This window comes from Nocardia sp. NBC_00511, from assembly GCF_045161165.1.
Taxonomy (GTDB): Bacteria; Actinomycetota; Actinomycetes; order Mycobacteriales; family Mycobacteriaceae; genus Nocardia.
Genome location: NZ_CP107849.1, coordinates 7886841 through 7913828, shown reverse-complemented (window position 1 = coordinate 7913828; position 26988 = coordinate 7886841). Strand labels below are relative to the sequence as shown.

The 26988-nt window shown below is 65.6% G+C and carries 31 protein-coding genes and 1 pseudogene; 11 read left to right on the top strand and 21 right to left on the bottom strand.

The features are described from left to right. Nucleotides 1-14: 14 nt before the first annotated feature. From map to rpsH, 9 genes are all read right to left on the bottom strand, one after another. Entirely contained in the window at nt 15-815 is an 801-nt protein-coding gene (map, locus tag OG300_RS36735; RefSeq protein WP_405489097.1) for a type I methionyl aminopeptidase, read from the bottom strand. Beyond that, nucleotides 816-1361: an adenylate kinase gene (locus OG300_RS36730; protein WP_405489096.1), complete on the bottom strand. Its 546-nt coding sequence runs from the start codon at nt 1359-1361 to the stop codon at nt 816-818. Next, on the bottom strand, nt 1358-2680 hold the full coding sequence (gene secY / locus OG300_RS36725) for a preprotein translocase subunit SecY (RefSeq protein WP_405489094.1): 1323 nt from the start codon (nt 2678-2680) through the stop codon (nt 1358-1360). The genes OG300_RS36730 and secY overlap by 4 nt, the downstream gene beginning before the upstream one ends. 160 nt (nt 2681-2840) lie before the next feature. Beyond that, on the bottom strand, nt 2841-3290 hold the full coding sequence (gene rplO / locus OG300_RS36720; RefSeq protein WP_405489092.1) for a 50S ribosomal protein L15: 450 nt from the start codon (nt 3288-3290) through the stop codon (nt 2841-2843). Next, the gene (rpmD, locus tag OG300_RS36715) at nt 3287-3472 is read right to left on the bottom strand and encodes a 50S ribosomal protein L30 (protein WP_405489090.1); all 186 of its coding nucleotides are present in this window, start codon (nt 3470-3472) and stop codon (nt 3287-3289) included. The genes rplO and rpmD overlap by 4 nt, the downstream gene beginning before the upstream one ends. A gap of 1 nt (nt 3473) precedes the next feature. Then, complete coding sequence (gene rpsE, locus OG300_RS36710; protein WP_405489088.1) at nt 3474-4133, bottom strand: 30S ribosomal protein S5; 660 nt, start codon at nt 4131-4133, stop codon at nt 3474-3476. A 31-nt stretch (nt 4134-4164) separates the two neighbouring features. Continuing rightward, the gene (rplR, locus tag OG300_RS36705; protein ID WP_405489086.1) at nt 4165-4572 is read right to left on the bottom strand and encodes a 50S ribosomal protein L18; all 408 of its coding nucleotides are present in this window, start codon (nt 4570-4572) and stop codon (nt 4165-4167) included. Between the two features lie 3 nt (nt 4573-4575). Continuing rightward, a complete protein-coding gene (gene rplF, locus OG300_RS36700) occupies nt 4576-5115 on the bottom strand; it encodes a 50S ribosomal protein L6 (protein WP_405489084.1) in 540 nt (179 codons plus the stop codon). Between the two features lie 15 nt (nt 5116-5130). Further along, on the bottom strand, nt 5131-5529 hold the full coding sequence (gene rpsH, locus OG300_RS36695; RefSeq protein ID WP_405489082.1) for a 30S ribosomal protein S8: 399 nt from the start codon (nt 5527-5529) through the stop codon (nt 5131-5133). A gap of 291 nt (nt 5530-5820) precedes the next feature. Here rpsH and OG300_RS36690 point away from each other — a divergent pair, with 291 nt between their 5' ends. The 5 genes from OG300_RS36690 (at nt 5821) to OG300_RS36670 (ending at nt 8510) form a co-directional block, all read left to right on the top strand. After that, nucleotides 5821-6147 (top strand): WXG100 family type VII secretion target, encoded by a 327-nt coding sequence (locus tag OG300_RS36690; protein WP_405489080.1) that lies wholly within the window; start codon nt 5821-5823, stop codon nt 6145-6147. Then, nucleotides 6144-6446 carry a WXG100 family type VII secretion target gene (locus OG300_RS36685; RefSeq protein WP_405489078.1) on the top strand — a complete coding sequence of 101 codons (303 nt, stop codon included), beginning with the start codon at nt 6144-6146 and terminating at the stop codon, nt 6444-6446. Before OG300_RS36690 ends, OG300_RS36685 begins: the two co-directional genes overlap by 4 nt. Continuing rightward, entirely contained in the window at nt 6443-7720 is a 1278-nt protein-coding gene (locus tag OG300_RS36680) for a hypothetical protein (protein ID WP_405489076.1), read from the top strand. Before OG300_RS36685 ends, OG300_RS36680 begins: the two co-directional genes overlap by 4 nt. Nucleotides 7721-7722: 2 nt before the next feature. Continuing rightward, nucleotides 7723-8103 (top strand): DUF6188 family protein, encoded by a 381-nt coding sequence (locus OG300_RS36675; protein WP_405489074.1) that lies wholly within the window; start codon nt 7723-7725, stop codon nt 8101-8103. 68 nt (nt 8104-8171) lie between these two features. Then, on the top strand, nt 8172-8510 hold the full coding sequence (locus OG300_RS36670; RefSeq protein WP_405489072.1) for a YbaB/EbfC family nucleoid-associated protein: 339 nt from the start codon (nt 8172-8174) through the stop codon (nt 8508-8510). A gap of 2 nt (nt 8511-8512) precedes the next feature. Here OG300_RS36670 and OG300_RS36665 read toward each other — a convergent pair whose 3' ends face one another. Continuing rightward, complete coding sequence (locus tag OG300_RS36665) at nt 8513-9016, bottom strand: hypothetical protein (protein ID WP_405489070.1); 504 nt, start codon at nt 9014-9016, stop codon at nt 8513-8515. Nucleotides 9017-9221: 205 nt separating this feature from the next. Between OG300_RS36665 and OG300_RS36660 the strand changes: the two genes are divergently transcribed. Beyond that, entirely contained in the window at nt 9222-9578 is a 357-nt protein-coding gene (locus OG300_RS36660; protein WP_405489068.1) for a hypothetical protein, read from the top strand. Here the strand turns inward: OG300_RS36660 and OG300_RS36655 are convergent. The 7 genes from OG300_RS36655 to rplN all read right to left on the bottom strand — a co-directional run bounded on the left by OG300_RS36655 (nt 9575) and on the right by rplN (nt 14221). After that, a complete protein-coding gene (locus OG300_RS36655) occupies nt 9575-10150 on the bottom strand; it encodes a class F sortase (RefSeq protein ID WP_405489066.1) in 576 nt (191 codons plus the stop codon). The two genes, OG300_RS36660 and OG300_RS36655, sit on opposite strands and share 4 nt — an antisense overlap. 71 nt (nt 10151-10221) lie before the next feature. After that, nucleotides 10222-11289, bottom strand: coding sequence for a hypothetical protein (locus tag OG300_RS36650; RefSeq protein WP_405489064.1), 1068 nt, complete (start codon nt 11287-11289; stop codon nt 10222-10224). Nucleotides 11290-12482: 1193 nt separating this feature from the next. Beyond that, the gene (locus OG300_RS36645) at nt 12483-12671 is read right to left on the bottom strand and encodes a hypothetical protein (protein WP_405489062.1); all 189 of its coding nucleotides are present in this window, start codon (nt 12669-12671) and stop codon (nt 12483-12485) included. A gap of 106 nt (nt 12672-12777) precedes the next feature. Further along, on the bottom strand, nt 12778-12963 hold the full coding sequence (locus tag OG300_RS36640; protein ID WP_405489060.1) for a type Z 30S ribosomal protein S14: 186 nt from the start codon (nt 12961-12963) through the stop codon (nt 12778-12780). 3 nt (nt 12964-12966) lie between these two features. Further along, nucleotides 12967-13533 carry a 50S ribosomal protein L5 gene (gene rplE / locus OG300_RS36635; RefSeq protein WP_405489058.1) on the bottom strand — a complete coding sequence of 189 codons (567 nt, stop codon included), beginning with the start codon at nt 13531-13533 and terminating at the stop codon, nt 12967-12969. Nucleotide 13534: 1 nt separating this feature from the next. Next, complete coding sequence (gene rplX, locus OG300_RS36630; protein ID WP_405489056.1) at nt 13535-13849, bottom strand: 50S ribosomal protein L24; 315 nt, start codon at nt 13847-13849, stop codon at nt 13535-13537. Between the two features lie 3 nt (nt 13850-13852). Next, on the bottom strand, nt 13853-14221 hold the full coding sequence (rplN, locus tag OG300_RS36625) for a 50S ribosomal protein L14 (protein WP_400359192.1): 369 nt from the start codon (nt 14219-14221) through the stop codon (nt 13853-13855). A 394-nt stretch (nt 14222-14615) separates the two neighbouring features. Between rplN and OG300_RS36620 the strand changes: the two genes are divergently transcribed. After that, nucleotides 14616-16640, top strand: coding sequence for a M13 family metallopeptidase (locus tag OG300_RS36620; protein WP_405489054.1), 2025 nt, complete (start codon nt 14616-14618; stop codon nt 16638-16640). 79 nt (nt 16641-16719) lie between these two features. Then, nucleotides 16720-18774 (top strand): M13 family metallopeptidase, encoded by a 2055-nt coding sequence (locus tag OG300_RS36615; protein ID WP_405489052.1) that lies wholly within the window; start codon nt 16720-16722, stop codon nt 18772-18774. A 22-nt stretch (nt 18775-18796) separates the two neighbouring features. Here the strand turns inward: OG300_RS36615 and OG300_RS36610 are convergent, their stop codons facing one another. Continuing rightward, complete coding sequence (locus tag OG300_RS36610; RefSeq protein WP_405489050.1) at nt 18797-19135, bottom strand: MmcQ/YjbR family DNA-binding protein; 339 nt, start codon at nt 19133-19135, stop codon at nt 18797-18799. A gap of 48 nt (nt 19136-19183) precedes the next feature. Beyond that, on the bottom strand, nt 19184-20146 hold the full coding sequence (locus OG300_RS36605) for an ABC transporter substrate-binding protein (RefSeq protein ID WP_405489048.1): 963 nt from the start codon (nt 20144-20146) through the stop codon (nt 19184-19186). Between the two features lie 163 nt (nt 20147-20309). On the opposite strand from OG300_RS36605, the gene OG300_RS36600 reads away from it, so the two are divergent. The 3 genes and pseudogenes from OG300_RS36600 (at nt 20310) to OG300_RS36590 (ending at nt 25320) form a co-directional block, all read left to right on the top strand. Beyond that, the gene (locus OG300_RS36600; protein WP_405498818.1) at nt 20310-21383 is read left to right on the top strand and encodes an AMP-binding protein; all 1074 of its coding nucleotides are present in this window, start codon (nt 20310-20312) and stop codon (nt 21381-21383) included. A 453-nt stretch (nt 21384-21836) separates the two neighbouring features. Further along, nucleotides 21837-22868, top strand: a pseudogene (locus tag OG300_RS36595) (glycosyltransferase family 4 protein); the annotation flags it as partial. Between the two features lie 325 nt (nt 22869-23193). Continuing rightward, nucleotides 23194-25320 (top strand): glycogen debranching N-terminal domain-containing protein, encoded by a 2127-nt coding sequence (locus OG300_RS36590; RefSeq protein ID WP_405489046.1) that lies wholly within the window; start codon nt 23194-23196, stop codon nt 25318-25320. Between the two features lie 43 nt (nt 25321-25363). Here the strand turns inward: OG300_RS36590 and OG300_RS36585 are convergent, their stop codons facing one another. Then, nucleotides 25364-26203 (bottom strand): ABC transporter permease, encoded by an 840-nt coding sequence (locus tag OG300_RS36585; protein ID WP_405489044.1) that lies wholly within the window; start codon nt 26201-26203, stop codon nt 25364-25366. After that, nucleotides 26200-26970, bottom strand: a complete 771-nt coding sequence (locus tag OG300_RS36580; RefSeq protein WP_405489042.1) for an ABC transporter permease — start codon at nt 26968-26970, stop codon at nt 26200-26202. The genes OG300_RS36585 and OG300_RS36580 overlap by 4 nt, the downstream gene beginning before the upstream one ends. Nucleotides 26971-26988 lie beyond the last annotated feature (18 nt).

Here is a 26988-nt window from a genome sequence, read left to right as displayed (position 1 = left end):
AACTGTTCCGGAGACTACTCCGGGCGCAGGGTCAGGATGCGCGGACCGTCCTCGGTGACCGCGACCGTGTGCTCCCAGTGCGCGGCGCGGGAACCATCCGTGGTGACGACCGTCCAATCGTCTTCCAGCGTCTTGGTTTCCGTGGTGCCCAGCGTGAGCATCGGCTCGATCGCCAGCACCGAGCCGACCCGCAGCAGCGGGCCCTTGCCGGGCGCGCCCTCATTGGGCAGGAACGGATCCATGTGCATCTCACGGCCGATGGCGTGACCACCGTAACCGTCGACGATGCCGTAGGCGCGGCCGTGCTCGGCCTCCGCGGCATGCGTGCCCAGCTCGATGGCGTGCGAGATGTCGGTGAGCCGGTTGCCGGCGATCATGGCGGCGATACCCGCCTCCATCGACATCTTGGTCGCCTCACTGAGCAGGCGATCCGCCTCGATGATGTTGCCGACGCCGAACGTCCACGCCGAATCACCGTGCCAGCCTTCGAGAATGGCGCCACAGTCGATCGAGACCAGGTCACCCTCGGTGAGCACATCGGCCTTCGACGGGATGCCGTGCACCACACGGTCGTTCACCGACGAGCAGATGGAACCCGGGAACCCGTGATAACCCTTGAACGACGGAATCGCACCCGACTCACGAATGAGCTGCTCGGCGACCTCGTCCAGCTCCAGGGTCGAAACCCCGGGCTTCGCGGCGGCGCGAACCGCCACCAGGGCGCGACCGACGATAGCGCCGGCCGCCGCCATGGCGTCCAGTTCACCGGCGGTGCGGAAGGGCACCACCTTCTTGCTCTTGCGGCCGAAGACCATTCAGCGACCCAGCGCGTGCAGCGCTCGCTCGTTGACCTCGCCGATCTCACCGACACCGTCGACCGCCACGACGTGACCGTCGTAGTGATCCAGCAGCGGCTCGGTCTCCTCGCGGTAGACGCGCATCCGGTTGCGAATGACCTCTTCGGTGTCGTCGCCGCGGCCACGACCCATCAGACGCTCCACCAGGATGTCCTCGGACACCGTGAAGGAGAGCACGGCGTCGAGCTCGTGGCCCGACTCCTTGAGCATCTTCTCCAGGGCCACAGCCTGATCCACGGTGCGCGGGTAGCCGTCGAGCACGAAGCCGTTGACGGCGTCCGGCTCGGCGATACGCGCCTCGACCATGCGGTTGGTCACATCGGAGGGCACCAGATCGCCCGCGTCGAGATACTTCTTCGCTTCGAGACCGAGTGCGGTCTGCTCCGAGATGTTGGTGCGGAACAGGGCTCCGGTGGAGATGTGCGGAACACCGAGCTTTTCGGACAGCAGTTCGGCCTGGGTGCCTTTACCGGCGCCGGGCGGTCCGAGCAGTACGAGTCTCACTTCAGGAACCCTTCGTAGTTACGGTTCATCAATTGGCTCTCGATCTGTTTCACGGTATCGAGGCCGACGCTCACAATGATCAGCACGGAGGTACCACCGAACGGCAGGCTCGACATGCCACCACCGCTGGAACCGATGCCCAGCAACAGGTTCGGCAGCACGGCCACCGCACCCAGGTAGAGCGAGCCGGGCAGCGTGATGCGGCTGAGCACGAAGTTCAGGTAGTCCGCCGTCGGCTTGCCCGGACGGTAACCCGGGATGAACCCGCCGAACTTCTTCATCTCGTCCGCGCGCTCCTCCGGATTGAAGGTGATCGCGACATAGAAGTAGGTGAAGAACACGATGAGCGCGAAGTAGATCGCCACGTAGACCGGGTTCGTCGGGTTCACCAGATACTTCTGGATGTACTCCTGCCACTTGGCGGGGTTACCGGAAGTCTTCTGGGTCAACTGCGCCAACAGGTTCGGCAGATACAGCAGCGACGAGGCGAAGATGACCGGGATGACACCGGCCTGGTTCACCTTCAACGGCAGATAGGTCGAGGACCCGCCGTACATCTTGCGGCCGACCACGCGCTTGGCGTACTGCACCGGAATTCGGCGCTGGCCCTGCTCCACGAAGATGACGCCGACGATCACGACCAGGGCGGCGACGCCGACCAGGACGGTGGTCATCAGGCCGCGGCTGTCGTAGATCTGCTTGCCCTGCGACGGAACTCGCGCCGCGATACCGGCGAAGATCAACAGCGACATGCCGTTACCGATGCCGCGCTCGGTGATCTGCTCGCCGAACCACATGACCATGGCCGCACCAGCGGTCATGACCAGCACGATGATGATCATGCCGAAGATCGAAGAGTCGTCCAGAATGGGCTTCTGGCAGCCTCGCAGCAGCTGACCGCGGGAGGCGAGCGCGACCAGACCGGTCGCCTGCAGCACAGCCAACGCGATAGAGAGATACCGCGTGTACTGGGTCATCTTGTTCTGACCCGATTGGCCTTCTTTGCGCAGTTCCTCGAACCGCGGGATCACGACCGTCAACAGCTGGATGATGATGCTCGCTGTGATGTACGGCATGATGCCGATCGCGAACACCGACAGCTGCAGCAGCGCGCCACCGGAGAAGAGATTGATGAGCTGGTAGATACCGGCGTCGTTACCGCCGTTGACCAGGTTGATGCATTCTTGAACGTTCTTGTAACTGACGCCCGGCGAGGGCAGAGACGCACCGAGCCGGTAGAGCGCGATCAGTCCCAGCGTGAAGAGAATCTTCCGCCGTAAGTCCGGGGTCCGGAAAGCCGACACGAAGGCGGAAAGCACAGATCCTCCTGGCTAACGACATGGGTAAGGCCAGGGATTCAGCGTGGACCCTAGAGCCACGAAACGCCGCACCCATGACAGTGTTTGGCAGACAACACTTGAACTTTAACAGCGACACCGGGCGAGCTCGCGACTCGCCCGGTGCCATTGCTACTTCAGGTTACCGTCCAGCCAGTTCGGTGACAGTGCCACCGGCTGCGGAGATCTTCTCCTTGGCGGATCCGGAGAACTTGTCAGCCGAAACCTGCACGGCGACAGCGATATCGCCCTCGCCGAGCACCTTCACGAGCTCGTTCTTGCGAACGAGACCCTTGGCGACCAGTTCGGCCTTACCGATGGTGCCGCCCTCGGGGAACACCCGGGCGATGTCCGACACGTTCACGACCTGGTACTCGGTGCGGAACGGGTTGGTGAAGCCCTTGAGCTTGGGCAGACGCATGTGAATCGGCATCTGACCGCCCTCGAAGCGGACGGGGACGTTCTTGCGAGCCTTCGTACCCTTGGTACCACGGCCCGCGGTCTTACCCTTGGAACCCTCACCGCGACCCACACGGGTCTTCTCGGTCTTGGATCCCGGGGCAGGACGCAGGTGGTGAATCTTGATGGTCATGCGGAAACCTCCTCAACGACAACGAGGTGGCGCACGACGTTGATCAGGCCGCGGTTCTGCGCGTTGTCGTCACGCAGCACGGTCTGGCGGATACCGCGCAGCCCGAGGGTGCGCAGCGAGTCCCGCTGATTCGACTTGGCGCCGATGCTCGACTTGATCTGGGTGACTTTCAGCTGTGCCATATCAGTGCGCTCCCTGTCCCGCACGCGCACGCAGCATGCCCGCCGGAGCCACATCCTCGATCGGCAGACCGCGACGCGCGGCAACCTCTTCGGGACGCTGCAGCATCTTCAGGGCAGCAACGGTGGCATGCACGACGTTGATGGCGTTGTCGCTACCGAGCGACTTCGCCAGAACATCATGGATACCGGCACATTCGAGCACGGCACGGCACGCGCCACCGGCGATCACACCGGTACCCGGCGAAGCCGGACGCAGCATGACCACACCGGCAGCCGCCTCACCCTGAACCGGGTGCGTGACGGTCGAGCCGATCATCGGAACGCGGAAGAAGTTCTTGCGAGCCTCTTCGACGCCCTTCTGGATGGCCGCGGGAACTTCCTTGGCCTTGCCGTAGCCGACGCCGACCAGACCGTTGCCGTCACCGACGATCACGAGGGCGGTGAAGCTGAAGCGACGACCACCCTTCACGACCTTGGAGACGCGGTTGATCGCGACGACGCGCTCGAGCTGGTTCTTCTCGGCAGCGTTGTCCCGGCGATCGTTACCGCCGCGACGGTCGCGACCGCCACCACGCTGATCGCGGTCGTTGCCGGTACCGGCATTGTTGTTCTGTCCGGCGGGACCGTTGTTTCCGCCGTCACGCCGCTGACGTCCCGGCATCAGACGTTCCCTTCGTTCGCAGAGTTGATCATCAGAACTTCAGCCCACCTTCACGGGCGGCGTCCGCGAGAGCCGCGATACGGCCGTGGTAGTCGTGACCACCACGGTCGAACACGACCGCCTCGACGCCGGCAGCCTTGGCGCGAGCCGCGAGCAGCTCGCCGACCTTGGCACCCTTGGCGGACTTGTCACCATCGTGGGCACGGACATCAGCCTCGATGGAGGACGCGGCGGCAATGGTCTTGCCCACCGAGTCGTCGATCAGCTGAGCGTGCAGGTGACGGGAGGAGCGGTTCACGACGAGGCGCGGACGCTCCGTGGTTCCGACGACCTTCTTCCGCAGGCGGAAGTGGCGACGCGTCTTCGACAGACGACGCGCGGTCGACGCGTCCTTGCCGATCGGCAGGCGCTTGGCCTTCTGGATATCAGTACGTGCCATGGCTTACTTACCCGTCTTTCCGACCTTGCGGCGAACGACCTCGCCGGCGTAGCGGATGCCCTTGCCCTTGTACGGGTCGGGCTTACGCAGGCCGTGGATCACCGCAGCGATCTGGCCGACCTTCTGCTTGTCGATACCCGACACCGAGAACTTGGTCGGGGACTCCACCGCGAAGGTGATGCCCTCGGGGGCGTCGACCGGAACCGCGTGGCTGTAGCCCAGGGCGAACTCGAGGTTCGAGCCCTTGGCGGCGACACGGTAACCGACGCCGAAGATTTCCATCTTCTTCTCGTAGCCCTTGGTCACGCCCTCGATCATGTTGCTGATCAGAGTGCGGGTCAGGCCGTGCAGTGCGCGGTTCTGGCGCTCGTCGTTCGGACGAACGACCTCGAGCTCACCGGATTCGGCGCGGTTGACGAGGATCGGCTCGGCGACCACGTGCGACAGGGTCCCCTTGGAACCCTTCACCGTGATGTTCTGGCCGTCGATGGACACCTCGACACCGGCGGGAACCGGGATCGGCTTCTTACCGATACGCGACATTAGTTCCTACCTCCCTTACCAGACGTAGGCGAGGACTTCTCCGCCCACGCCCTGCTGCTTGGCCTGACGGTCAGTGAGCAGACCAGCGGACGTGGAGATGATCGCCACGCCGAGGCCGCCAAGCACCTTGGGCAGGTTGGTGGACTTCGCGTAAACCCGCAGACCCGGCTTCGACACACGGCGCACACCCTGCAGGGAGCGCTCACGCGAGGGGCCGTACTTCAGGTCGACGATCAGGTTCTTGCCGACAGGCGCGTCTTCGGTGCGGTAGTCGGAGATGTAGCCCTCACGCTTGAGGATCTCGGCGATGTTCACCTTGATCTTCGAGTGCGGTGCCTTCACCTGATCGTGGTACGCCGAGTTGGCGTTGCGCAGACGGGTCAGGAAGTCTGCGATCGGATCAGTCATGGTCATGTGTTTGACCGGTACCTTTCTCGCCGCGGTTCCCATACAGCACCGTCAAATTCGGCGGCAGTGGGCCTACGACAATTCGGGGCGGTCCAGCCGGGAATGCCCGACCGGATTAGCGCTTGTGCTGGAGCAACGCCACACGCGAGACCGCGTGCGGACACAGATGTGCCCGAAGCAACCGGTCTAGTGTAGACAACCCCCAGGTCTGACCCAAATCGGGGTAGCGAACGCCACAGCGCGATCGGCCGCCGCGTTGATTGCGCGGGCGAGGCGGAGCCGACCATAGTGAAGCCCATGGCGGGGAACAGCGGCAACCATCTCGAGGTCAACGTCGACGACGTATCAGCGGCGGCCGACTGGATACAGACATCGGCACAGGACTTCCGCGACACGGTAGAGAAGCTCATGACAGACGTCGGCAGCCTCATGGAGAAGTGGCAGGGCAGCGCCGCGGACACCCATCAGACCGCATGGGACGACTGGGCCTCGGCCGCACGCAACCTCTCGGGCGCACTGGCAGACGACGCGGACGCGCTGCGCGCCGCCGCCAAAACCTTCGACTCCGTCGATTCCGGTTCTGCCACACAGATAAACAGCACAGTCGAAGGACTGAACCTGTGAGCGGCGACTCCGACGGCTACCGCACCGACCTCGGTGAAATGCAGCGACTGATCGATCGGGCCACCCAGATCGAGACGGCGATCGAGCAGCGGCTCGACGACATCGACCAGCGCGTCACCGCACTGCATGTGCAGTGGTCCGGAGTCGCCGCCGAAGCACACGCGGCCGCCCACACCCGCTGGATGACCGCCGCCCGAGACCTCCACCAGGCCCTCACCGATCTGCGCACCGGAACAGACCGCGCACGCACCATCTACTCGAACGTGGTGTCCACCAACCAGAAGATGTGGCCGGCGTGAGTCCAACGGGCACAATCGATGTCGTAGCCGAAGCCTTCAATTCCGCCGCCACGAATTGCGCCAACGCGCACAAGACCGTCACCGAACTCGTCACCACACTGGCCAAGACCCTCGACGACAACTGGGGCTGCGCCGGAACCGACAACACCGGGCACAGCTTCGCCAACAGCTACGACCCCGCAGCGTTCAACGCAGTGGCCTCCGGGTCCGACATCGCCAACGGCCTGGGCAAGCTGTACGACCTGCTGAAGTACACCAGTATCAACCATGCCAACGGAAACACTTCCGCCGCAACAGATCCCAACCTCGCAAACCTCATACCCGCGCCTCTGCCGATTCCCGCTTACGCGACCCCGACGTTCCGCGGCTCATACGGCGGCGACAGCGACGCACCACTGGGTTGGGGACTAATCACTCGCTGGTTGCAAGGTCGGATGTGGCCCAACGGCCATCAAGACGGGCTCGACAACCTCTCCAGCGCTTGGTCGAAGGCCAAAGATGGACTCAATAGCGTCATTCAGGAGCTGAGGGATGCCCGCGGGTTTGTCGGTCAGCAGGTCTCCGACGAGATCCCGCAGATCCTGGCGCAGATCGATCTGGTCATAGGCGATATTACGAACCTCGCCAACCATTGCGAGGTGCTGTCCACAGCGTGCTGGGACTATTCGAAGGCGCTCACTCAAGCACACCACGATATCGAGAAAGCAATGCTCGAGTTCGGCCTCACAGTCGGTGGCGTGGCGATACTCTCGTCGATAATCGGTCCCGAAGGTACCGCCGGGGGCGGGGCGCTGGCTGCGGGCCTCCGCGGCGAGGCCACTGCGGCGCGGGTGATCACTATCGTCGATGCGCTCGCCGACGCAGTAACGGCCAAGAACGTGGCACTGGCAGGAACAGCGCTGGCGGCCGGACGGCTGACCGCCAATTTGCAACCGCTGCTGGACTCCACACCCACCCGATTCAATGCCGACACCCCGCCTGGAAATGGCGGGGATGGGCTGAAACCACCCAGCCGCCCAAGCCATGTTCCAGACGACTGGATTGCACGCAAAGCCGACAACGGTAAGGGCTGGGTGTGGCAGAAGCCCGGGTCCTCTGGAAACGCCAATATATTCCGTGACGCCGACCCTAATGCACGATACCCGAATGGCTATGTGAGATTCTACAACGATCAAGGTCAACCGATAAAGCTCGACGGGAAGCCGGGATCCAACGCGGAAACCCACATACCAAAGAATCCAGACGGAACATACCCGACACCCCAAGGTTGGTGAACATGCTGTTGAAAATTATTGGACAGAAGGTGTCCGAAGTTATCGTAGGATTCACGGTGACCATACGCATGGGCCAATCCTCCGAGTTCGAACTGCAGATCGAAGGAGAAATCGACCTTCGCCTGCCAACCGGCGACATACATCACGTCACGGCCGAGAAATATGCTGACATCCAGCCAGAATTAAATGCGATAGTCGGCTCGGCAGTGCTCGCCGCCGACGCGGACGAAGTCCACGGCCTGGTCATCGATTTTGAATCGGGAAATCGCATCACTATCCCAGTCGACCAAGACTATGAAGCATGGAACGTGACCGGACCTGACGGATACCGAGTTATCAGTCTCCCCGGCGGGGAATTGGCCTTCTGGTCCGCGAAGAACTAAGTGGTATAGATTGACGCCAATAGTCTGATTCGGAACGTCAATCAGCTCTGATGTAGAAGGAAGAACCCATGCACGATCGGCCGATCAGCGCGCGCAACGAGCGCATTCTCAATGCGATCGCGCAGGTCCGAGGTACCGCCGAGACCACGGGCGGAGCGGTGGTGGTGGAAACGGACGTGTACGGGACGATCACCGATCTTCGACTCACGCCTGCCGCGATGGCTGTCGAGGGCAGCAGACTGGCGAGCGCCATTTCGCAGTGCCATCAGACTGCGAAGGGTCGCGCAGAGGCTGAAGCCAACCGGATCTATGCCGAAATGATGGGCGTTTCAGCGCCTTCGGAGCAGGTAGTGGAGTCCGCGCAGTGGGAGCAGCGCGGTTCCGGCGGCACGATCTACGCGGTTTGAGCTCACGCCCGCTTCAGGTTCAGGTGGTGGCCGTCGTCGCTGGCGGTCTCGCGTAGCGAGGTCGAGATCATGCCCGGGGTTCCGGCGATGCCCGGGATGGTGGTGGATGGGCCGTCCGGCAGCCACATCAGGATGTCGGCGCTGACAGTGTGGTCGGCGGCCGGGAACGCGCCGTCGAACTGGACGTCGAAGGTGTGCTCGACGCCGTCGCAGGTGACGGGGAGGTTGTCCTTGTCGCTCCAGTGGACGTTCGTGTTGTTCTTGCTCAGGTGGGCGGTGAGCTTGCCGCCGGATAGTTGCGAGGACGGGCAGCGGTAGGTGAAATGCACTGTAGCCGTGGTTGTTTCGTTCGTTGTGCCGTCCAGGATGATGGCGTGCATATCCTCGGTTCCGTCGCCCGCCTCCGGCGAGTACCAGGGGCGCGCGACCTCCTGCTTGCTACAGGCCGCCGCGACCAGGCAACCGATCGCCACCACGACAACACTGGTGCCACGTTTCGAGATCATTCCGAACCTCCCCCGGCCCCGGAACCTTCGCCGCGACCTCTTCCCGCAGCCACGCTAGCGCCGTGACGCGTCCCGGACCAACCGCAGGTAGGTGGCTCGGGCTGGGGATTTCTCGGCTAATTCGGAACTTACTTGTACGTAGGTGTGATCTGGGGCGCATTCTGGACTGTATGGAAGGAGTTTCCGCAGTTCGAGGAGGTTGATCATGGTCAAGGTGACGGCTGTTGAGCCGAATGGGGAGCACTGGCATCCGCATCCGGGGGATGCGTTGGAGGATCCGGGCGAAGTTCCGGCATTGGTGTTGTGTGCGCTCGGGATCGTGGGGCTGGCGCTGACGATCGTGGCGGCGGCGTCGAGTTCGTGGGGGTGGGCGCTGGTCGGGGGGATCGTGACGGCGGCGCTGTTCGGTGCGGGGCTGTTGCTGATCCGGTTCGAGTATTTCCGCGAGTTCAGGGCGGAGCAGCGTGTTGGGCGCCACGGCCACAATCCACTGGGACCGGGGCAGTGGCGGCCGGGGCAGATCAGCGCGTACCAGGAGCGGCACGGCGTGACGCCCGTCTAGGTGACCGATTCCAGCGAGGAGTAGACGACCACGTTGGAGAGGTAGCTCTTGGCGGTCTGATCGAAATCGCCTCCGCAGGTGACGATTTGGAGGGTTGCGCCACCCCGCGCGCCGAAGACGGTCTGGTCGGGGAACTGCGACTTGAGGTACATGCGGACGTCGGTGACCTTGAAGTGGGCGGTCTTGCCGTCCGCTCGGGCGACGTCGATCATGTCGCCGGGCTTCACCTTCTTGAGTTCGAAGAAGATGCCCTCGCCCTTGTAGGAATCGACGTGGCCGAGGATGACCGCGGAGCCTTCTTCGCCGGGGGCCGGGCCCTTTTGATACCAGCCTGCCTGCTGGTAATCCGCGGGTACCTGGACCGAGCCGTCCGCGTTGAGGCCCACGGAGATCAGTGAGCCGGACGCGTTGATCGAGGCGATCTTGAACGAGGTCGGGGTCGATCGGGTGATCGGAGTTGCGGTCTTGACGGCGGCTGCGGGCTGCACGGCGGCGCTCGTGCTCGGGTTCGCCGCCGGATGGGTGCCGCTCGAGGACGAGCAACCGGTGAGCACGGTCATCCCGATCGCCATCGCCGCAGCTAGCGGAAACCATAGCGGCCGAACAGGTTTCATGGCTCTCGACCCGTTCTCGAATACCGTCTTCACTTCGCGCTCACCTCGTGGGACATCCCGCCCGCACCGGTTTCCGGCGCGCCCTTGGGAATCACGTAGCCGCCCGCGGGCACCTGATCGGTGACCGCCGTCCCACCTGGAATTCCGGTGGTCGCGCCCGCCGGAATGGTCATGCCGTTCACCACGTCGGCACCGGCCGCACCGGCTCCGGCGACGGTCAGGTCGACGCCGCCCAGGCCACCGGTCTGGACACCGCCTCCGACATTCGCGTCGCCGCCGGCCTGTACTCCGCCGTTGGCGTTCCCTCCGGCCTGCACGCCGAGGCCGCCGCCGATACCTACCTGGGCGCCACCACCGAGATTGGTGTTGCCGCCGGCCTGTACGCCACCATTTCCGTTGCCTCCGGCCTGAACTCCGCCGCCGACCTGCACACCCCCTGCGCCGGTGCCGCCAGCTTGCACGCCCCCGTTCCCGCCTGCCTGCACTCCCCCATTGCCGCCCGCTTGGATGCCGCCCCCAAGGTCCCCATTACCTCCGGCCTGAACTCCGAGACCGCCATCGATCCCGGTCTGTGCGCCGCCACCGAGATTGGCGTCTCCCCCGCCCTGTACCCCGGTGTTGCCTTGCGCCCCAGCGTCCCCGTTTCCGCCGACTTGCACTCCGCCACCGGTGTTTCCGTTACCGCCAGCCTGCACACCGCCGCCGGTGTTTGCATTGCCGCCAGCCTGCACGCCGGTGTTCCCGTTACCACCGACCTGCACCCCGCCGCCCGCTTGCACGCCGGTGTTCGCGTTACCCCCGACCTGCAATCCGCCGCCGCCGTCGGCACCCGCGGACACGCTCGGCTGTGCGGACGCGCCCCCGTTCCCCTGGGCCCCGCCATTGGCCTGCCCACCCGCCTGGCCGTTCGCCCCGACATTCACTCCCCCACCGACGGTGAGCCCGTCACCCCCGACCCCGACATTGACGCCCCCGCCGACCTGAAGTCCCGGAGCGTCGGGCGTCGTGGTCGTCGCGGGATCCGCAGCAACCGTCGGGGCGCAGAGCGCCGTCGCGGCCACGAAAACCGCCACAGCGGCGAGTGTTCTTGTCGACATCGATGAATTCACTTCCAAGCGTTGAAGAACCGATGCCTTGCTTTCGCCCAGTTCAGACCGCTCGTTACCCCATACCTGCAGCTAGGGACCTATTCAAACGTCCAGTATCAAACACCCCCGGTTAAGAACTGATAGCCCTAGCGCCCCGCTCAGTGAGATACCCCGAAAACCAAAAGTGGGGCACCCCCAGCCACCGCCAGGCATGCCCCACCGATTTCAGCTACCGCGCAGCGCACCCATCCGCCACCAGATCACCAGGCGCAGAAGGAATCCCGATCGTCGCGATCCCGGCAACGCAGTACCACACGCTGTTCCGATCCTGCTTCAACTGAACATAGAACTTATCCACAGGCCCCCTCTTCGGAAATCCCGGCGAAGCCAAACACCCATACCCCTCGAGCTGATTACTCCCCGAAACCTCCACCCGATCACAGGCAAAAGTCCCACCCTGCGGATACTCGGCACCCGCAGCCCCCGACCACACCACCCCACTACCAACGACCACAGCCCCACCCGCCACCCCGACCAAAACCCGAACCCCACTGCGCCACATACGAATTACCTCCCACAAATACGCACGCCACGAGGACTTCCCCCGCACCAGGAATCCCTTTTGTCCGATTCCACCCACAGCGTATCGAGCCCCACCGACAACCCCGAAGACCTCCAGCAAGGCGCATCCCCCTGGGGGCCTTCAGGTTTGACGAAATCAGTTCACGAACGACACCGGCTCACTCATCAGAGTGCATCCTCACGTTCAGCGCTGCTGCAACAGACAGAACAATTCAGCAGACCCCGCCGCAGAACCGGTCTCGCCGGTCTGGCAGGGCCGATTGGCATCCCGAGTCTCGAGATACAGCGCGTAGTTGTAATCCCCCGTCGCGGAATTCGGCGAGGTGGCGCTACACCGATAGCCCAGCACCGAACCACCCACCCGCCCCTGCCCCGCCCGCTCACACGCGGCACGCGTCGAATACGACCCGGCATCAACAGTGCGAGCAGCCGCAGTCCCCATCGCGAACCCAGAAACAGCGATGCCCGCCAGCACCACCGGAACAAGACGCTTCAATCGATTTCCCTTCCATACCAACCTGATTCAGCGCAGGTGTCGCCGAATCGAGGAACGGTACCAACCCAACCCGAAGCCCGAATCGGACCACCGATCGGTCATCCCCCATCACGGGTTCACGCGTTCACTGGCAGGTTGGTCTCGGCTGCGGTGACGGCGGCCAGGATGTCGACGGGCGGTAATTGCGCTTCTCGAGCAGGATGTCGAAGTCGCCTCGGTTGCCCATCTCGACGAGTTCGGCGAGGGCGGCGGCATATTCGAGCTGCCTCGACTCTTCGATAGAGGCGGTGCCCAGAGCTTCTTCCTCAGACATGTGATCACCTCACGGTCGGCGACGGAAACGCCGAAGGCCCCCGGCGAGTCGAGACTCGTTGGGGGCCTTCGGGTTTTGAAGCTGTCGGCTCCAGAGGAGCGCTAGCTCACCAGGACGACTTGTGGACGCCCGGGAGTTCGCCGCGGTGGGCCATCTCGCGCAGGCAGATGCGGCACAGGCCGAACTTGCGGTAGACGGCGTGGGGGCGGCCGCAGCGCTGGCAGCGGGTGTAGGCGCGCACCGCGAACTTCGGCTTGGCGTTGGCCTTGTTGATCAGAGCCTTCTTAGCCATGGATCAGTTCTCCTTGAACGGGAAGCCGAGGTGCTTGAGCAGAGCGCGACCTTCTTCGTTGTTGGTCGCCGTGGTGACCACGGTGATGTCCATACCGCGGGGGCGGTCGATGCGGTCCACGTCGATCTCGTGGAACATCGACTGCTCCGAGAGGCCGAAGGTGTAGTTGCCGTTGCCGTCGAACTGCTTCGGGGACAGGCCCCGGAAGTCGCGGATACGGGGCAGCGCGATGGAGATCAGGCGATCCAGGAACTCCCACATGCGGTCGCCACGAAGGGTGACCTTCGCGCCGATCGGCATGCCCTCGCGAAGCTTGAACTGCGCGATGGACTTGGTGGCCTTGCGGATCTCGGGCTTCTGGCCGGTGATCAGGGTGAGGTCGGCGACTGCACCGTTGATCAGCTTCGCGTCACGGGCGGCGTCGCCGACACCCATGTTCACGACGACCTTCACGACGCCGGGGATCTGCATCACGTTGGCGTAGTTGAATTCGGTGTTCAGCGCGGGCTTGATTTCCTCGCGGTAGCGAGTCTTCAGCCGGGGCTGGACCTTGTTCTCGGTAGAAGTCATCTCAGATGTCCTTCCCGTTGCGACGGGAGATGCGAACGCGCTTGCCGTTCTCATCGGTGCGGTAGCCGACGCGAGTCGGGTTGCCGTCGGAGTCGACGACCATCACGTTGGAGGCCTGGATAGCGGCTTCCTGGGTGACAATGCCGCCCGAGCTGGCGCCACGCTGGTTCGCGGAATCCGCGACGTGCTTCTTGATCCGGTTGACGCCCTCGACCAGGACCTTGCCGGTCGCCGGGAAGGCCTGAATGACCTTGCCCTTGGCGCCCTTGTCCTTACCCGAGACGACGATGACGGTATCGCCCTTGTGCACCTTCATAAGTCAGAGCACCTCCGGAGCCAGCGACACGATCTTCATGAACTTCTTCTCACGCAGCTCACGGCCGACCGGGCCGAAGATGCGGGTGCCGCGCGGATCGTTGTCCGCCTTGATCAGCACCGCGGCGTTCTCGTCGAACTTGATGTACGAGCCGTCCGGGCGACGACGCTCCTTGACGGTGCGCACGACGACGGCCTTGACGACCTCGCCCTTCTTGACGTTGCCACCGGGGATGGCGTCCTTGACAGTGGCAACGATGATGTCACCGATGCCGGCATAGCGACGCGACGAACCACCGAGAACGCGGATGCAGAGGATCTCCTTGGCACCCGTGTTGTCGGCGACGCGCAGTCGCGACTCTTGCTGAATCACTTCAGCTCCTCCTAGACCTGGACGAAATGCGCGCCGGATTGCCGACCCGACGAGCATGGTCAGTTGCCCTTCAGCTGAGCCGTAATGGCCCGCTCCGCGACATGCACGGGGCAGCGCCTGCCAGCGGTTTCATGAGCATCGAGGATGCTCAACCACTGTGGGTTCGCGGCCGAATTGCGGGCATAGCTCCCGCAGGCAACCGGTCTAGTGTAGCCAAGCCCCAGGTCGGACCCAAATCAGGGTGACCGACGTCCCTCCGCGTGGGTTCAGGAGTTCCTCAGCCGGTTCGATTAGCGTCGGCGCGAGCAACGTCCGAGTAGTACCCGATCATCCGGTAGAGGAGATTCGCGTGACGTCTGGGCACCCTCGTTTGTCAGCGAAAACGACACGTCCCATGGCTCTCGACCGTCGGAAGTTCCTGATCGCGCTGGGGTTGGTGCCCGCGGTCGCGGTACTGCCCGCCTGTTCCAACAACTCGGGCGCGGAGAAGGCACTGACCGGCCCGGACATGTCCGGGTCCGACGCGGCGATCCGGCCGCAGGACGACCTCTACCGGTTCGTCAACGGCAAGTGGCTCACGGAGTATCAGCTGCCGCCGGACAAGGTGTCCTACGGCACCTTCAACGAGGTGGGCGAGCGGGTCGAGCAGCAGCTCAAGGACATCATCGAGGCCATCCACAATCCGAAGTCGGGCACCGACGAGCAGCGCATCCGCGACCTGTACGACGCGCGCATGGACAAGGACGCGATCGAGCAGCTCGGCATGACGCCGCTGCAGGATCTCTTCGACGCCATCGACAAGGCCGCGACCAAGCCGGATCTCGCGCATGTGATGGGCGGGCTCCCGGGGGTCGGGCTGATCGGCCTCGGCATCGGCTCGGACCCCAAGGATTCCAACGCCTATCTGCCGTCGGTGGGGCAGGCCGGGCTGGGCTTGGGCGAGCAGTACTACCGCAAGCCGGAACTGGCCGACAAGTTCGCCGCCTACCGGACCTTCATGCAGCGCATCGCCGCGGGCGCGGGATTCCCCGACCCGACCGCGTACGCCAACCGCGTCGTCGATCTGGAAGCCCGGATCGCGCCGCTGCACTGGGACAACGTGAAGACCCGCGACACCGACGCCGTCATCAACGAGCGCAGCTGGAACGAATTGGTCGCCCTCGGACCGCAATTCGATTGGGATCCGTGGCTCGCGGGCAGCACCGACCGGCCCAAAAATCTCTTCGACAAGCTCAATGTGTCCGAGCCGTCGTTCATCACGGGGGCGGCGGCGCTGTGGGCCGAGGTGGATATCGCGGCCTGGCGCGAATACCTGAAGCTCGGGCTGGTGCGCGGGTTCGCCGCGTATCTTCCCAAGGCCATCGCCGACCCGAACTTCGATTTCCGGGGCAAGGAGATGTCGGGGCTGAAGCAGCGGCCGGAACTGTGGCGCTCGGCCGTGGACACGGTCAACGGCACGGTCGGTGACGCGCTCGGAAAACTGTACGTGGACAAGCACTTTCCGCCCGAGTCGAAGAAGCGCGCGCTGGAGATGGTCGACGATCTGCGTGCGGCGTACAAGGTGAACTTCCAGAATTCGAGCTGGATGTCGCCCGCCACCAAGGACGCGGCGGTCGCCAAACTGGAGAAGATCAACGCCAAGATCGGCTATCCGGACAAGTGGGAGGACTACGCCAAGCTCACCGTGACGCGCGGCAAGCTGATCGAATCCTTGCGCGCCGCAGACGCTTTCGAGACCAAGCGCGGTTTCGATCGGCTCGGGACGCCGGTGGACAAGACCGAGTGGGGCATGTCGCCGCAGACGGTGAACGCCTACTACAACGCCAGCGGCAACGAGATCGTCTTCCCGGCGGCGTTCCTACAGCCGCCGTTCTTCGATCCGGAGGCCGAGCCCGCCGTCAACTTCGGTGCGGGCGGCGCGGTGATCGGCCACGAGATCGGCCACGGATTCGATGACCAGGGCTCGAAATTCGATGGCGACGGCAATCTGAAGGACTGGTGGACGCCGGCGGACAAGGCCGCGTTCAAGGCCAAGACCGATCAGCTCATCGCGCAGTACAACGCGCTGGTGCCGGAGGGTCTGCCCGCTGACCAGCATGTCAACGGCGCGCTGACGGTCGGCGAGAACCTGGCGGATCTGCGCGGGCTGGAGATCTCGTTGGCGGCGTTCGCGATGGCGCAGAAACGCGATGGCGTCGACAATCCCGATTACCTGCCGATGTTCGAGTCGTGGGGCCGGACCTGGCGTACCAAGATGACCGATCAGGCACTGGAGAGCCAGATTTCGGGCGATCCGCATTCGCCCGCGGAGTTCCGGTCCAATCAGGTGGTGCGCAATCTCGACCAGTTCTACAAGACGTACGGGGTGAAGGACGGCGACAAGGAGTATCTGCCGCCGGATCAGCGCGTCACGCTCTGAGTCGCTTTCGGCCCCGCGCGGGGCTGCCATCACCGGTAGCCTCGCGTCGGTATCGCAGTTTCGGGGAGAGGTTGTGCCTGTGGCATCGTCGGGTCGTCCGGCCGGTTTGGACCGTCGTCGTTTTCTGATCGCGCTGGGTCTGGCGCCCGCTATCGCCACGCTGGCCGCCTGCGGTGACGATGCGAAGAACGCGGCGAACTCGGGGCCGCTGTCCGGTCCCGACATGTCGGGTTCCGACGCGGCGGTGCGTCCGCAGGACGATCTGTTCCGCTTCGTCAACGGCAAGTGGCTCAACGAGTATCAGCTGCCGCCGGACAAGACCTCCTTCGGCACCTTCGATGAGGTGAACGATCGGGTGCAGGGGCAGCTGCGGGAGATCATCGACGGCATCAAGGATCCCGCCGCGGGTTCCGAGGAACAGCAGATTCGCGACCTATACGACGCGAAAGTCGATCTGGCGCAGATCGAGAAGCTCGGCCTGACCCCGCTGCAGGATCTGTTCGATCAGATCGACAAGGCCCCGGGTAAGCCGGAGCTGGCGAAGGTGATGGGCGCGCTGCCGATCGGCGGGCTGATCGGGCTGGGCATCGCGGTCGACCGCAAGAATTCGACCGCCTACATCCCCTCGGTCGGGCAGTCGGGGATCGCGCTGGACGAGCAGTACTACCGCAAGCCCGATTACGCGGCGAAGGTCGCCGGATACCGCACCTGTCTCGAGAAGTTCGCGACCGCGGCGGGTTTCCCGGATGCGGCCGGAATGGCCGGGCGCGTGGTCGATCTGGAGACGAAGATCGCCGCGGGCTGGTGGGACAATGTGAAGCTGCGCAATTCCGAGGCCACCTACAACAAGATGTCGTGGAACGACATGGTGGCGCTGGCACCGCAATTCGACTGGGAGCCGTGGCTGGCGGGTTCCACCGACCATCCCAAGCAGTTGTTCGACACGATGCTGGTGGACGAGCCGTCCTATCTCACCCACGCGGGCGGGCTGTGGCACGACGTCGATGTGAACACCTGGCGCGAATATCTGAAGCTGTACCTGGTGCGCACCTACGCGCCGTATCTTCCGCAGACCATCGTCGATGCGAACTTCGAGTTCTTCGGCCGTCAACTGCGTGGTCAGCAGCAGCGCCGCCAGCAGTGGGAGTACGGGGTCTCGGTCGTCGATTCCAGTCTCGGCGAGCAGCTCGGAAAGCTGTACGTGGCCAAGTACTTTCCGCCCGAGGCCAAGAAGCAGGCATTGCAGATGGTCGCCGATCTACAGGAGGCCTACCGCGATAACTTCCGGACCTCCACCTGGATGTCGCAGCCGACCCGCGACCTGGCCATCGCCAAGCTCGCGAAGATGGGCGTGAAGATCGGCTATCCGGACAAGTGGGTGGACTACTCCGGGCTGAAGATCATTCGCGGTCAGCTCATCGGATCCCTGCGCGCCGTCAGCGCTTTCGAGAGCAAGCGGGACATGGATCGGCTCGGCAAGCCGGTCGACAAGACCGAGTGGGGCATGACCCCGCAGACGGTGAACGCCCAGTATTCGCCGGTCAACAATGAGATCTCTTTCCCCGCGGCGTTTCTGCAGCCGCCGTTCTTCGACCCCAAGGCCGAGGCCGCGGTCAACTACGGCGCGGGCGGCGCGGTGATCGGCCACGAGATCGGGCACGGCTTCGACGATCAGGGTTCCAAATACGATGCCGACGGCAACCTGAAGGACTGGTGGCCCGCCGCGGACCGGACCGCGTTCGAGGCCCGCACCAAGAAGCTCGTCGACCAGTACAACGCGCTGGTCCCCGCGGGCCTGGACCCCAGCCATCACGTGGACGGCGAACTCACCCTCGGCGAGAACGTCGCCGACAACCGTGGCCTGCAAATGGCTTTCGCGGCCTACCGCATCAACCAGAAGCGCGCCGGAGTCGACAACCCCGACTTCACCCCGATGCTCGAGGCCTGGGGCCGCAACTGGCGGGAGAAGGCCACCCAGGAAACCACCGAGGCCCAGCTCACCGGAGATGTCCACTCCCCCAGCGAGTTCCGCGCCAACCAGGTGGTCCGCAACCAGGCCGAGTTCTACGCGACCTACGGCACGAAGGACGGCGACAAGCTGTTCCTCGCGGAGGACCAGCGCGCCGTCTTCTGAACCGGCGCAGGGTTGTTCGACGCTACCGAGTCGGGTCGGTCAGTTCGCGGGGTGCGGCCTGGCGCCAGGAGTCGGTGATGATGGCTTCGAGTTCGTCCAGGTCGTCGAGGGCGGAGAGGCGAACTCGGACCCAGGCGTTCATGACTTCGTGCGGAGCTATCCAGAATTTGTCGGGTTCGGCGAGGACGAGTTCGTCGCGGTCGGCGATGGGGCAGCGGACGGCCATGGAGGTTTCGTTCTCGGGCAGGGTGAGGAAGAGCTTGCCGTCGACTCGGAAAACGGGCATCTGCCACTGGAATTGCTCGGTCGTCTTCGCCAGTGCGAGCGCCAGCGCTCGCACGTCGTCACCGCTCACCGTCATGCCGGGATCTTCGCAGCCGGGTCCGACACCCGCGAGCGGGGCCGGTGCTCAGTGCGGGGTGGCCGCGTTGACCAGGGCCGGTTCGAGTTTGGTGAGCAGGTAGGGCAGCGACAGCGCGGTGGGCTGGGTGAGGGCGGTGAGTTCCTGGGTGGTGAGCAGGGTGACGGCGTGCTTGCGGGTGGCGGGGAGGTCGGCGAATCCCGGTAGGCGGCCGTAGGTTTCGTCGAGGCCCGGGGAGTAGGCGGCCAGCAGCAGGTCGGCGTCGAGGCGGGAGAGCTGCTCGGCGGGGAGGGTGAGGCGGCCGGAGGTTCCGCCCTCGTCGACGAGGTGCGCGGGGATGGTCATGCCGAGGCGGGTGAACAGGCTGCCGGAGGGGTCGGCGGGGTCGGTGAGGACCAGTAGGCGGGTGGGGACGGTGAGCCAGGCGTCGACGAAGGTGGCGGATTTCAGGGTCGGGGTGCGCTGGGCGATGCCGTCGATGCGGGCGTTGATCCCCGCGATCAACTGGTCGGCGGCAGCGGGTTTGCGCAGCACCTGGCCGAGGGCGCGCAGTTGGTCCGGCCACGGGGTGACGGGGTCGGCGGTCAGACCGGGAAGCGTAGGGGCGATTTTCGACAGGTCGGCGTAGTGGGTGGCCGCCAGGAAAGGATCGACGAGGATCAGGTCCGGGTGCAGGGCGGTCACCTCGTCGACCAGGTTGCCGCTGGTGGCAAGGGCTTTCGAGGCCGAGAGCGCGGCGGGTTCCCAGGGGGGCGTGCCGGTGCCGGGTCCGGTCATCTCGTCGAGGTAGGCGATCGGTGTCACGTCGAGGGCCTGCGCGGCGTCGAGCCAGCGGCTGCCGAGGGCCACGATGTGGGCCGGGGTGCCGTCCACCGTGGTCTGCCCGAGGGCGTGCGTGACGGTGACGGGTGCGAGGACCGCGGGCGGCGGGGTGGCCGTCCGGTGTTCGCCGGCGCAGCCGGTGAGTCCGAGGATCAGGACTCCGGCGAGTGCCGCGTATGCCGACTTCATCGTGACTCCTTCTGTGACGAGTCTGATTTTTCCGGTATTGCCGCTGGTTGTCGCCGATTCGATTCGATAGGGGGTGGCTAATCGTGCCCTTCATCGGTTAGGTTAGGGTTGCATAAGTTAGAGCCCCGGGGGTTTTGGAACGATGGAGCGTGCGGTGCCGAAGATGTCCACCGTCGAGCGATACCGGCTCGTGGACGAATGGGCCAACGGCGTCGAACTGTACGACGTGCCGTCGGTCTCGTGTCTCATCGACTGCGGCCGGCGTGTGCCCGCGCTGCGGACCGCCGTGCGCTGCGGCGACCACATCCTCACCTATGCCGAACTCTACGAACGACTCGACGGCGGTGTCACCGGACCCGCCGGACCGACCCTCGACGATCTGGCCCGCCTGCTGTGCGCCATCGCCGCGGCCGCGGAAATCGGTGCGGTGCTGGCCGAGCTGGGTCCCGAGGGCGCGGGCCTGAAGCCGGTCGCGGTGGCGGCCGCCGCCGACGACCGCCGGGCCGTGGCCGCCGATCAGCCGTCCTGCCCGATCGACCGGGCCTACGGTTCCGCGGATGTGCGGCTGCTGGCCACCCGCTGGGACACCACCGACGCCGCGGTGGAACTGCTGGCCGCCCTGGCCGACGGCGCGACCCTGGTGCTGAGCACCGCGACCCAGCGCACCGACCCCGCGGCCCTGGCCGAGTTGATCGCGGTCAGCGCGCCCACCCACGTGGTCGCCGACGCCGACACCCTGGCCGCGCTGGCCTTCGTGACCGCGCCCGCGCTGCCGACGGTGCGCCGCTGGGACGTGTTCGGAAACGACTGCCCGGCCGCCCTTTCCGCACTGCTGCGTGACCTGTCGCCGGGTTCGTGCACCGGATTCGCCTACACCGCACCCGAATACGCCGGTGTCGCCGCGCGCGGTCCGCTGGACGGTTCCGGTCGGGTCCGGCCCATCCCGGGCGCGCGTCTGCTGGTGCTGGACGAGGACATGAACCTGGTCGCGCCGGGGCAATCCGGTCGCGTCTACCTCGGGGGCGCGGCGCTGGCTCTCGAACTCGACGGCGCCACCGAGGGTTTCGTCGACGATCCCTTCGTCCCCGACTCCCGGCTGGTCCGTACGGACGCCTTCGGCGGCTGGACCGCCGACGGCTGGCTGGTGCTCGAGGTGATCGAATCCGCTTCGGTCGCCGGGATTCCCACCGCTACGCCGGTGTCCGTCCTGGACGTCGACGGCTACGCCGCCGCCTGACGGTTTCGGGTCGAGGTTCGTGGGAAGAAACCACGGAACCCATTCGATATGTCGTATTCAGGTGATCGACGGGGATATTGTGGAACTCACCCAATGGCTGCCGAGCGCGATGACGCGCCCGGGGTGTCCGCGGGCCTGGTCTCACCGTGTCCGATCCGGCGGTGACGGCCTCATCACAGGTGCTGAAGTCGCTTTCGCCATCGGTATGCGGTTTCCAGGCGTGACACCGACCGGTGCGACGATCATCGAGCGTTCCTAGTCGTAAATACTTCGCGGCTCCGTCGCCTTCGATCTTCCGTGGTTCGGCCACCAGATCGGCGTCCCGATGTCCGGGCACCGATGGTTGTGTCCCTGGAAGGAAGGGCTGTCATGAGCACGGATTTTCCGTTGCCCGTTCCGGCAAGCACCGCAATCGAATTCCCGTCGGTCGAAGGTGACCGGCTCCGTATCGCGATGGTGGTGCCACCGTATTTCGATATCCCGCCGAAGGCGTACGGCGGGGTGGAGGCGGTGGTGGCCGATCTGGTGGACGCGCTGGTGGCGCGCGGTCACCGGGTGACGCTGCTGGGAGCCGGGGTGAACGGCACGGCGGGGGAATTCCAGTCGCTGTGGGATCGTGCGCAGTCCGAGCGGCTGGGTGATCCGTTTCCGGAGGTGTTGCACGCCATGAAGGTCCGGCGCGCGCTGGAGCGGCTGGCGGCGACCGAGGGCCTGGATCTGGTGCACGATCACACCTTCGCGGGCCCGCTGAACATCCCGGTCAGCCGGGAGTTGGGCCTGCCGACGGTGGTGACGGTGCACGGTCCGGTGGACGGCGATCCGTACCACTACTACCGCGAGCTCGGCACCGACGCGCAGCTGGTGGCGATCAGCGATCGGCAGCGTGAGCTGGCTCCGGACCTGAATTGGGCGGGCCGCGTGCACAATGCGCTGCGAGTCGAGGATTGGCCGTTCCAACCGGAGAAGCAGGACTACGCTCTTTTTCTGGGCCGGTTCACCGCGGAGAAGGCGCCGCATCTGGCGGTGTGGGCCGCGCACGAGGCCGGTATCCCGCTGATCTTGGCCGGGAAGTGCGCGGAGCCGCCCGAGGTGAGCTATTTCGAGAGCTCGGTACGGCCCCTGCTCACCGAACGCGATCACATGTTCGGCATGGCCGATGCCGCGGCGAAGCGGGAGTTGTTGTCCAACGCCAAATGTCTGCTGTTCCCGATCCGCTGGGAGGAACCGTTCGGCATGGTGATGATCGAGGCGATGGTGTGCGGGACGCCGGTGGTGGCGTTGCGCGGCGGGGCGGTCAGCGAGGTCATCGTGGACGGGGTCACCGGCCGCATCTGTGACGATCCGGCCGAATTGCCCGCTGCCGTGGCCGAAGTCGCCGGATACGACCCGGAGAAGATGCGTGCGCACGTAGCAGCGCATTTCGGCGCGGACACCCTCGGTCGGGGCTACGAGGACATCTATCGCAGAGTGGTGCGCGCGCATCGCCGCCGCCATGCCGGACGGGTCACCGTGCACGGCTGGAATCCGGCCGCCGCGCTGCCCGCACTGCCGCCGGTGCGTACGGCGGGTGCCGGTCCGGGCCGGACGCCGGTCGCGCCGTCGGGGCGCGCGACAGGCACCGCGTCGAATCGGGTTCGGCCGCATACGCATCCGCCGACCAGCGCGGTTCCCGATTCGGTCGCCGAGCTCGGGGTCGATCCAGACCTCTTGACCGGAGGCGAGGCGATGCCGGGCCGTAAACGTGTGTCCGACAGTGGTTCCACTTCCAAGGCCGTGCCCTCGGGGCGGTCGCCACGGCGAAAGGGTCTTCATGAACAGTGACGCGCCATCCACTCTGAATTCCGGCGAGCCGTCCACCCTGGGCGGTTTCGGCGGGGCGGTGACGCTGGTGGAGGGCAGTACGTTCTGCCTGTCGGATCGGCTGGGGGATGTCGAGCAGGGGACGCCGTACGGGTTGTTCTACCGGGATGCCCGGGTGCTGTCGCGCTGGGAGTTGCGGATGGACGGGCAGCGGCCGGAGCCGCTGTCGGTATTGAGCCCGGAGGCCTTCACCGGCCGGTTCATACTGCGCCGGCCTCCCCGGGCCGGCGCAGCGGATTCGACGGTGCTCATCATCCGGGAACGGCTGGTGGCGGATGGCATGCGCGAGACCATCACGGTGCAGAACCTGGGCCGCGAGACCACGGCGGTGGATCTGCAACTGCTGGTGGACGCGGATTTCGTGGATCTGTTCGCGGTGAAGGAGGGTCGAAGCGGCAACGCCCGGGCCGAGGTGCTGGTCGCGGATCTGGAGTTGGTGCTGCACGATCGTTCCGACCGGTCGCGGGGGCTGGCGGTGTCGTCCTCGGAACCTCCGCTGGTGCTGCCGGGTTCGCTGTCGTGGCGGGCGGTGGTACCGCCGCGCGGCAGCTGGCAGACCGAGATCGTGGCGCAGCCGACGCTGGGCAATCAGCCCATCCACGCACCGCTGCGGCCGGGCGAGCACTACGAGACGAGTGAGCCCAGCCGCAAGATCGCCGCCTGGCGGGATACCGCCACCAAGATCACCTCGGCGGATCCGCTGCTGGCCTCGGTGCTCGAACGCACCGAAAGTGACCTGGGGGCCTTGCAGATTCACGACGACGCGCGGGGCGGACGACCGTTCGTGGCCGCGGGCGCGCCGTGGTTCATGACGCTGTTCGGCCGCGATTCGCTGCTCACCGCGTGGATGGCGCTGCCGATGGATGTCGGCCTGGCGGTGGGCACCCTGCAGCAGCTGGCCGAGATGCAGGGCCAGCGGGTGGATCCCATGACCGAGGAGGAGCCGGGCCGCATCATGCACGAGATGCGGCGCGGGCCCGCCAGCGGGCAGGTGCTCGGTGGTGAGACCTACTACGGAACCATCGATGCCACACCGCTTTTCGTGATGCTGCTGGCGGAGGCGCGGCGCTGGGGCGCGGACGAGGAGTCGGTGCGGGCGCTGCTGCCCGCGGCGGACGCGGCGCTGAACTGGATCGCGGACTACGGCGATCGGGACGGTGACGGGTTCGTGGAGTACCGCCGCGCCACCGATCGCGGGCTGATCAATCAGGGCTGGAAGGACAGTTTCGACGGCATCAACGACGCGCTGGGTCGGCTGCCGGAACCGCCGATCGCCCTGTGCGAGGTGCAGGGCTACGTGTACGCGGCGTTGCGGGCGCGCGCGGATCTGGCGGAGGAGTTCGACGACGCCGCCACGGCCGGGCATCTGCGGGATCGGGCGGCGGAGTTGCGCACCAAGTTCGCGGAGGCGTTCTGGCTGCCCGAAAAGGGTTGGTTCGCCATCGGTTTGGATGGAAACAAGCGTCGCCTGGATGCGCTGAGCAGCAATATCGGGCACTGCCTGTGGTCGGGGATCATTACCGACGAGCATGCGGCGATCGTGATCGCCAACTTGTCGACCGAGGCGATGGACACCGGATTCGGGGTGCGCACACTGGCTTCCGACATGGGCGCGTACAACCCGATGAGCTACCACAATGGTTCGGTGTGGCCGCACGACACCGCGATCGTGGTGGCGGGGCTGCTGCGCTACCGCCATATCCCCGGCGCGCTGGAGTTGGCCACCCGGCTGGGTGAGGGTCTACTGGACGCGGCGGACGCGTTCGGTGGGCGGCTGCCCGAATTGTTCTGTGGTTTCCCGCGTTCGGAGTTTCCGGTGCCGGTCCCCTACCCCACCTCGTGCTCACCGCAGGCGTGGGCGAGTGCGGCGCCGCTGCTGCTGGTGCGCTCGTTCCTGGGGCTGGAACCCGATGTGCCGCACCGGACTTTGACGGTGCTGCCGCATCTGCCGCAGCGGTGGGGGCGGGTGGAGCTGACCGATCTGCGGCTGGGTGGCACGGTCGTGGATCTGGTGGTCTCGGGTGATCACGTGACCGCCTCCAACCTGCCCGATGATTGGCGACTGGTCACGAATTGACGGTGCGCCGCGCCGCGAACGGTTGTTCGCGGCGCGGCCGCTGTCAGCTTTCCGCGGCGGCGCGGTAGCCGCGTACCGCGAGTGCGCCGAATCCGGCGGCCAGGCCCAGTGCCCAGGCGACGGTTTGCAGCAGCGGGGTGGCGACCGGGCCGCCGAGGATGAAGCCGCGCATGGCTTCGATGGCGCAGCTCATCGGCTGGGCGCGGACGATCGGCTGCAGCCAGTCCGGATAGTTCTGCACCGGAACGAATCCCGAGTTGAAGAACATGCCGATGAGCACGACGATCGCGAACAGCTGCACCACCTTGTCACCGATGCGGCTCACGCCCACCAGGATGACCATGGGGGTGAATCCGGCGATGACCAGCACCGGAATGGCGAGCGCGCCGAAGAATCCGGGCCAGCCCTGCTGGAAGCGCAGACCGAGGGCCAGGCCGAGCAGGATCACCGCGAGGGCGACGACCGCGGCGCGCACGCATTCGGCGAGCAGGCGGCCGAGCAGTCCGGCGGAGCGATGGATGGGCAGCACCCAGAAACGGCGCAGCAGTCCGCTCTGGCGTTCGCCGTAGAGGGACAGGCCCGTGCCCATCGCGCCGTACATGGCTCCGGCGATGGCGATCATCGGGACGAAGCCGTAGATGGGGTCGGCGTCGGAGGAGATGCCGAGGGAGCGGTCCAGCACCAGGTCGAACATGAGCAGCAGCAGGATCGGGAGGACCAGGGTGCTGGTCATGACTTCCTGCTGGCGGGACCAGCGCCGCAGCAGGCGTCCGGTTTCGACCAGGGATTGGCTGAGCAGGGAGCCGCGGGCGTGCGGAATTCCATTGTCCCCAGCAGGTTTACCGGTCACTTCGGCTGACTGGACCGGGTTCTCGGCGTTCATGCGCGGCGTCCTTCCGCTCGAATGGCCAGCACCGCGCCCACCGCGAGCAGGCCCACGATCCATCCGGCCGCGACACCGAGTTCGGCCGGATAGCGTCCTTCGGCGAGCCCGCGCAGGGCGGCGGTCACCTGGGACACCGGCTGATTGCGCACCCACGGCTGAATCCAGCCCGGAAAGCCCTGGGCGGGAACGAATCCGGTGGAGGTCATCACCAGCAGCAGCTGCGGCACGAACAGCACGGTCGCGCCGAGCTCGGGATTGCGGGTGGCGGTGCCGAGCGCATCCGCCCCGATCACCACACCCGCCCCGAAGGCCAACGCCACCAGCACGAAGACCAGCGCGGTGACGGGATCGTGGAAGCGAAACCCGAAGAGGCTTCCCACGATCAACGCCCCCGCCAGCGCGGCGACACCACGTACCAGGTTGGCCGACATGCGCGCCGCCACCGGTACCCACGACCGCACCGGCAGCGACCGCAGCCGAGTGGCCATGCCCCCGGCCTGTTCTCGCCCGGCGCGATCACCGGCGAACATGGCGGTGAAGAACATGGCGTACACCGCGATCAACGGCAGCAGGTACTGCGCGAAGTCGATTCCGGCCGCCGACATGGACTTTCGCAGCGGGATATAGAAGCAGATGTAGAACGCGATGGGCGCACCGACCGCCAGGATGACGTCGCCTTCACGCAGCGCGGCCCGAATCCCCCGCTCGCTCAGCGCCCGCCACTGCATTCCGGCTGGAACCCGCACCGGAGCAGTCTCGTTCACGAGTTCACCTCCGAGCTG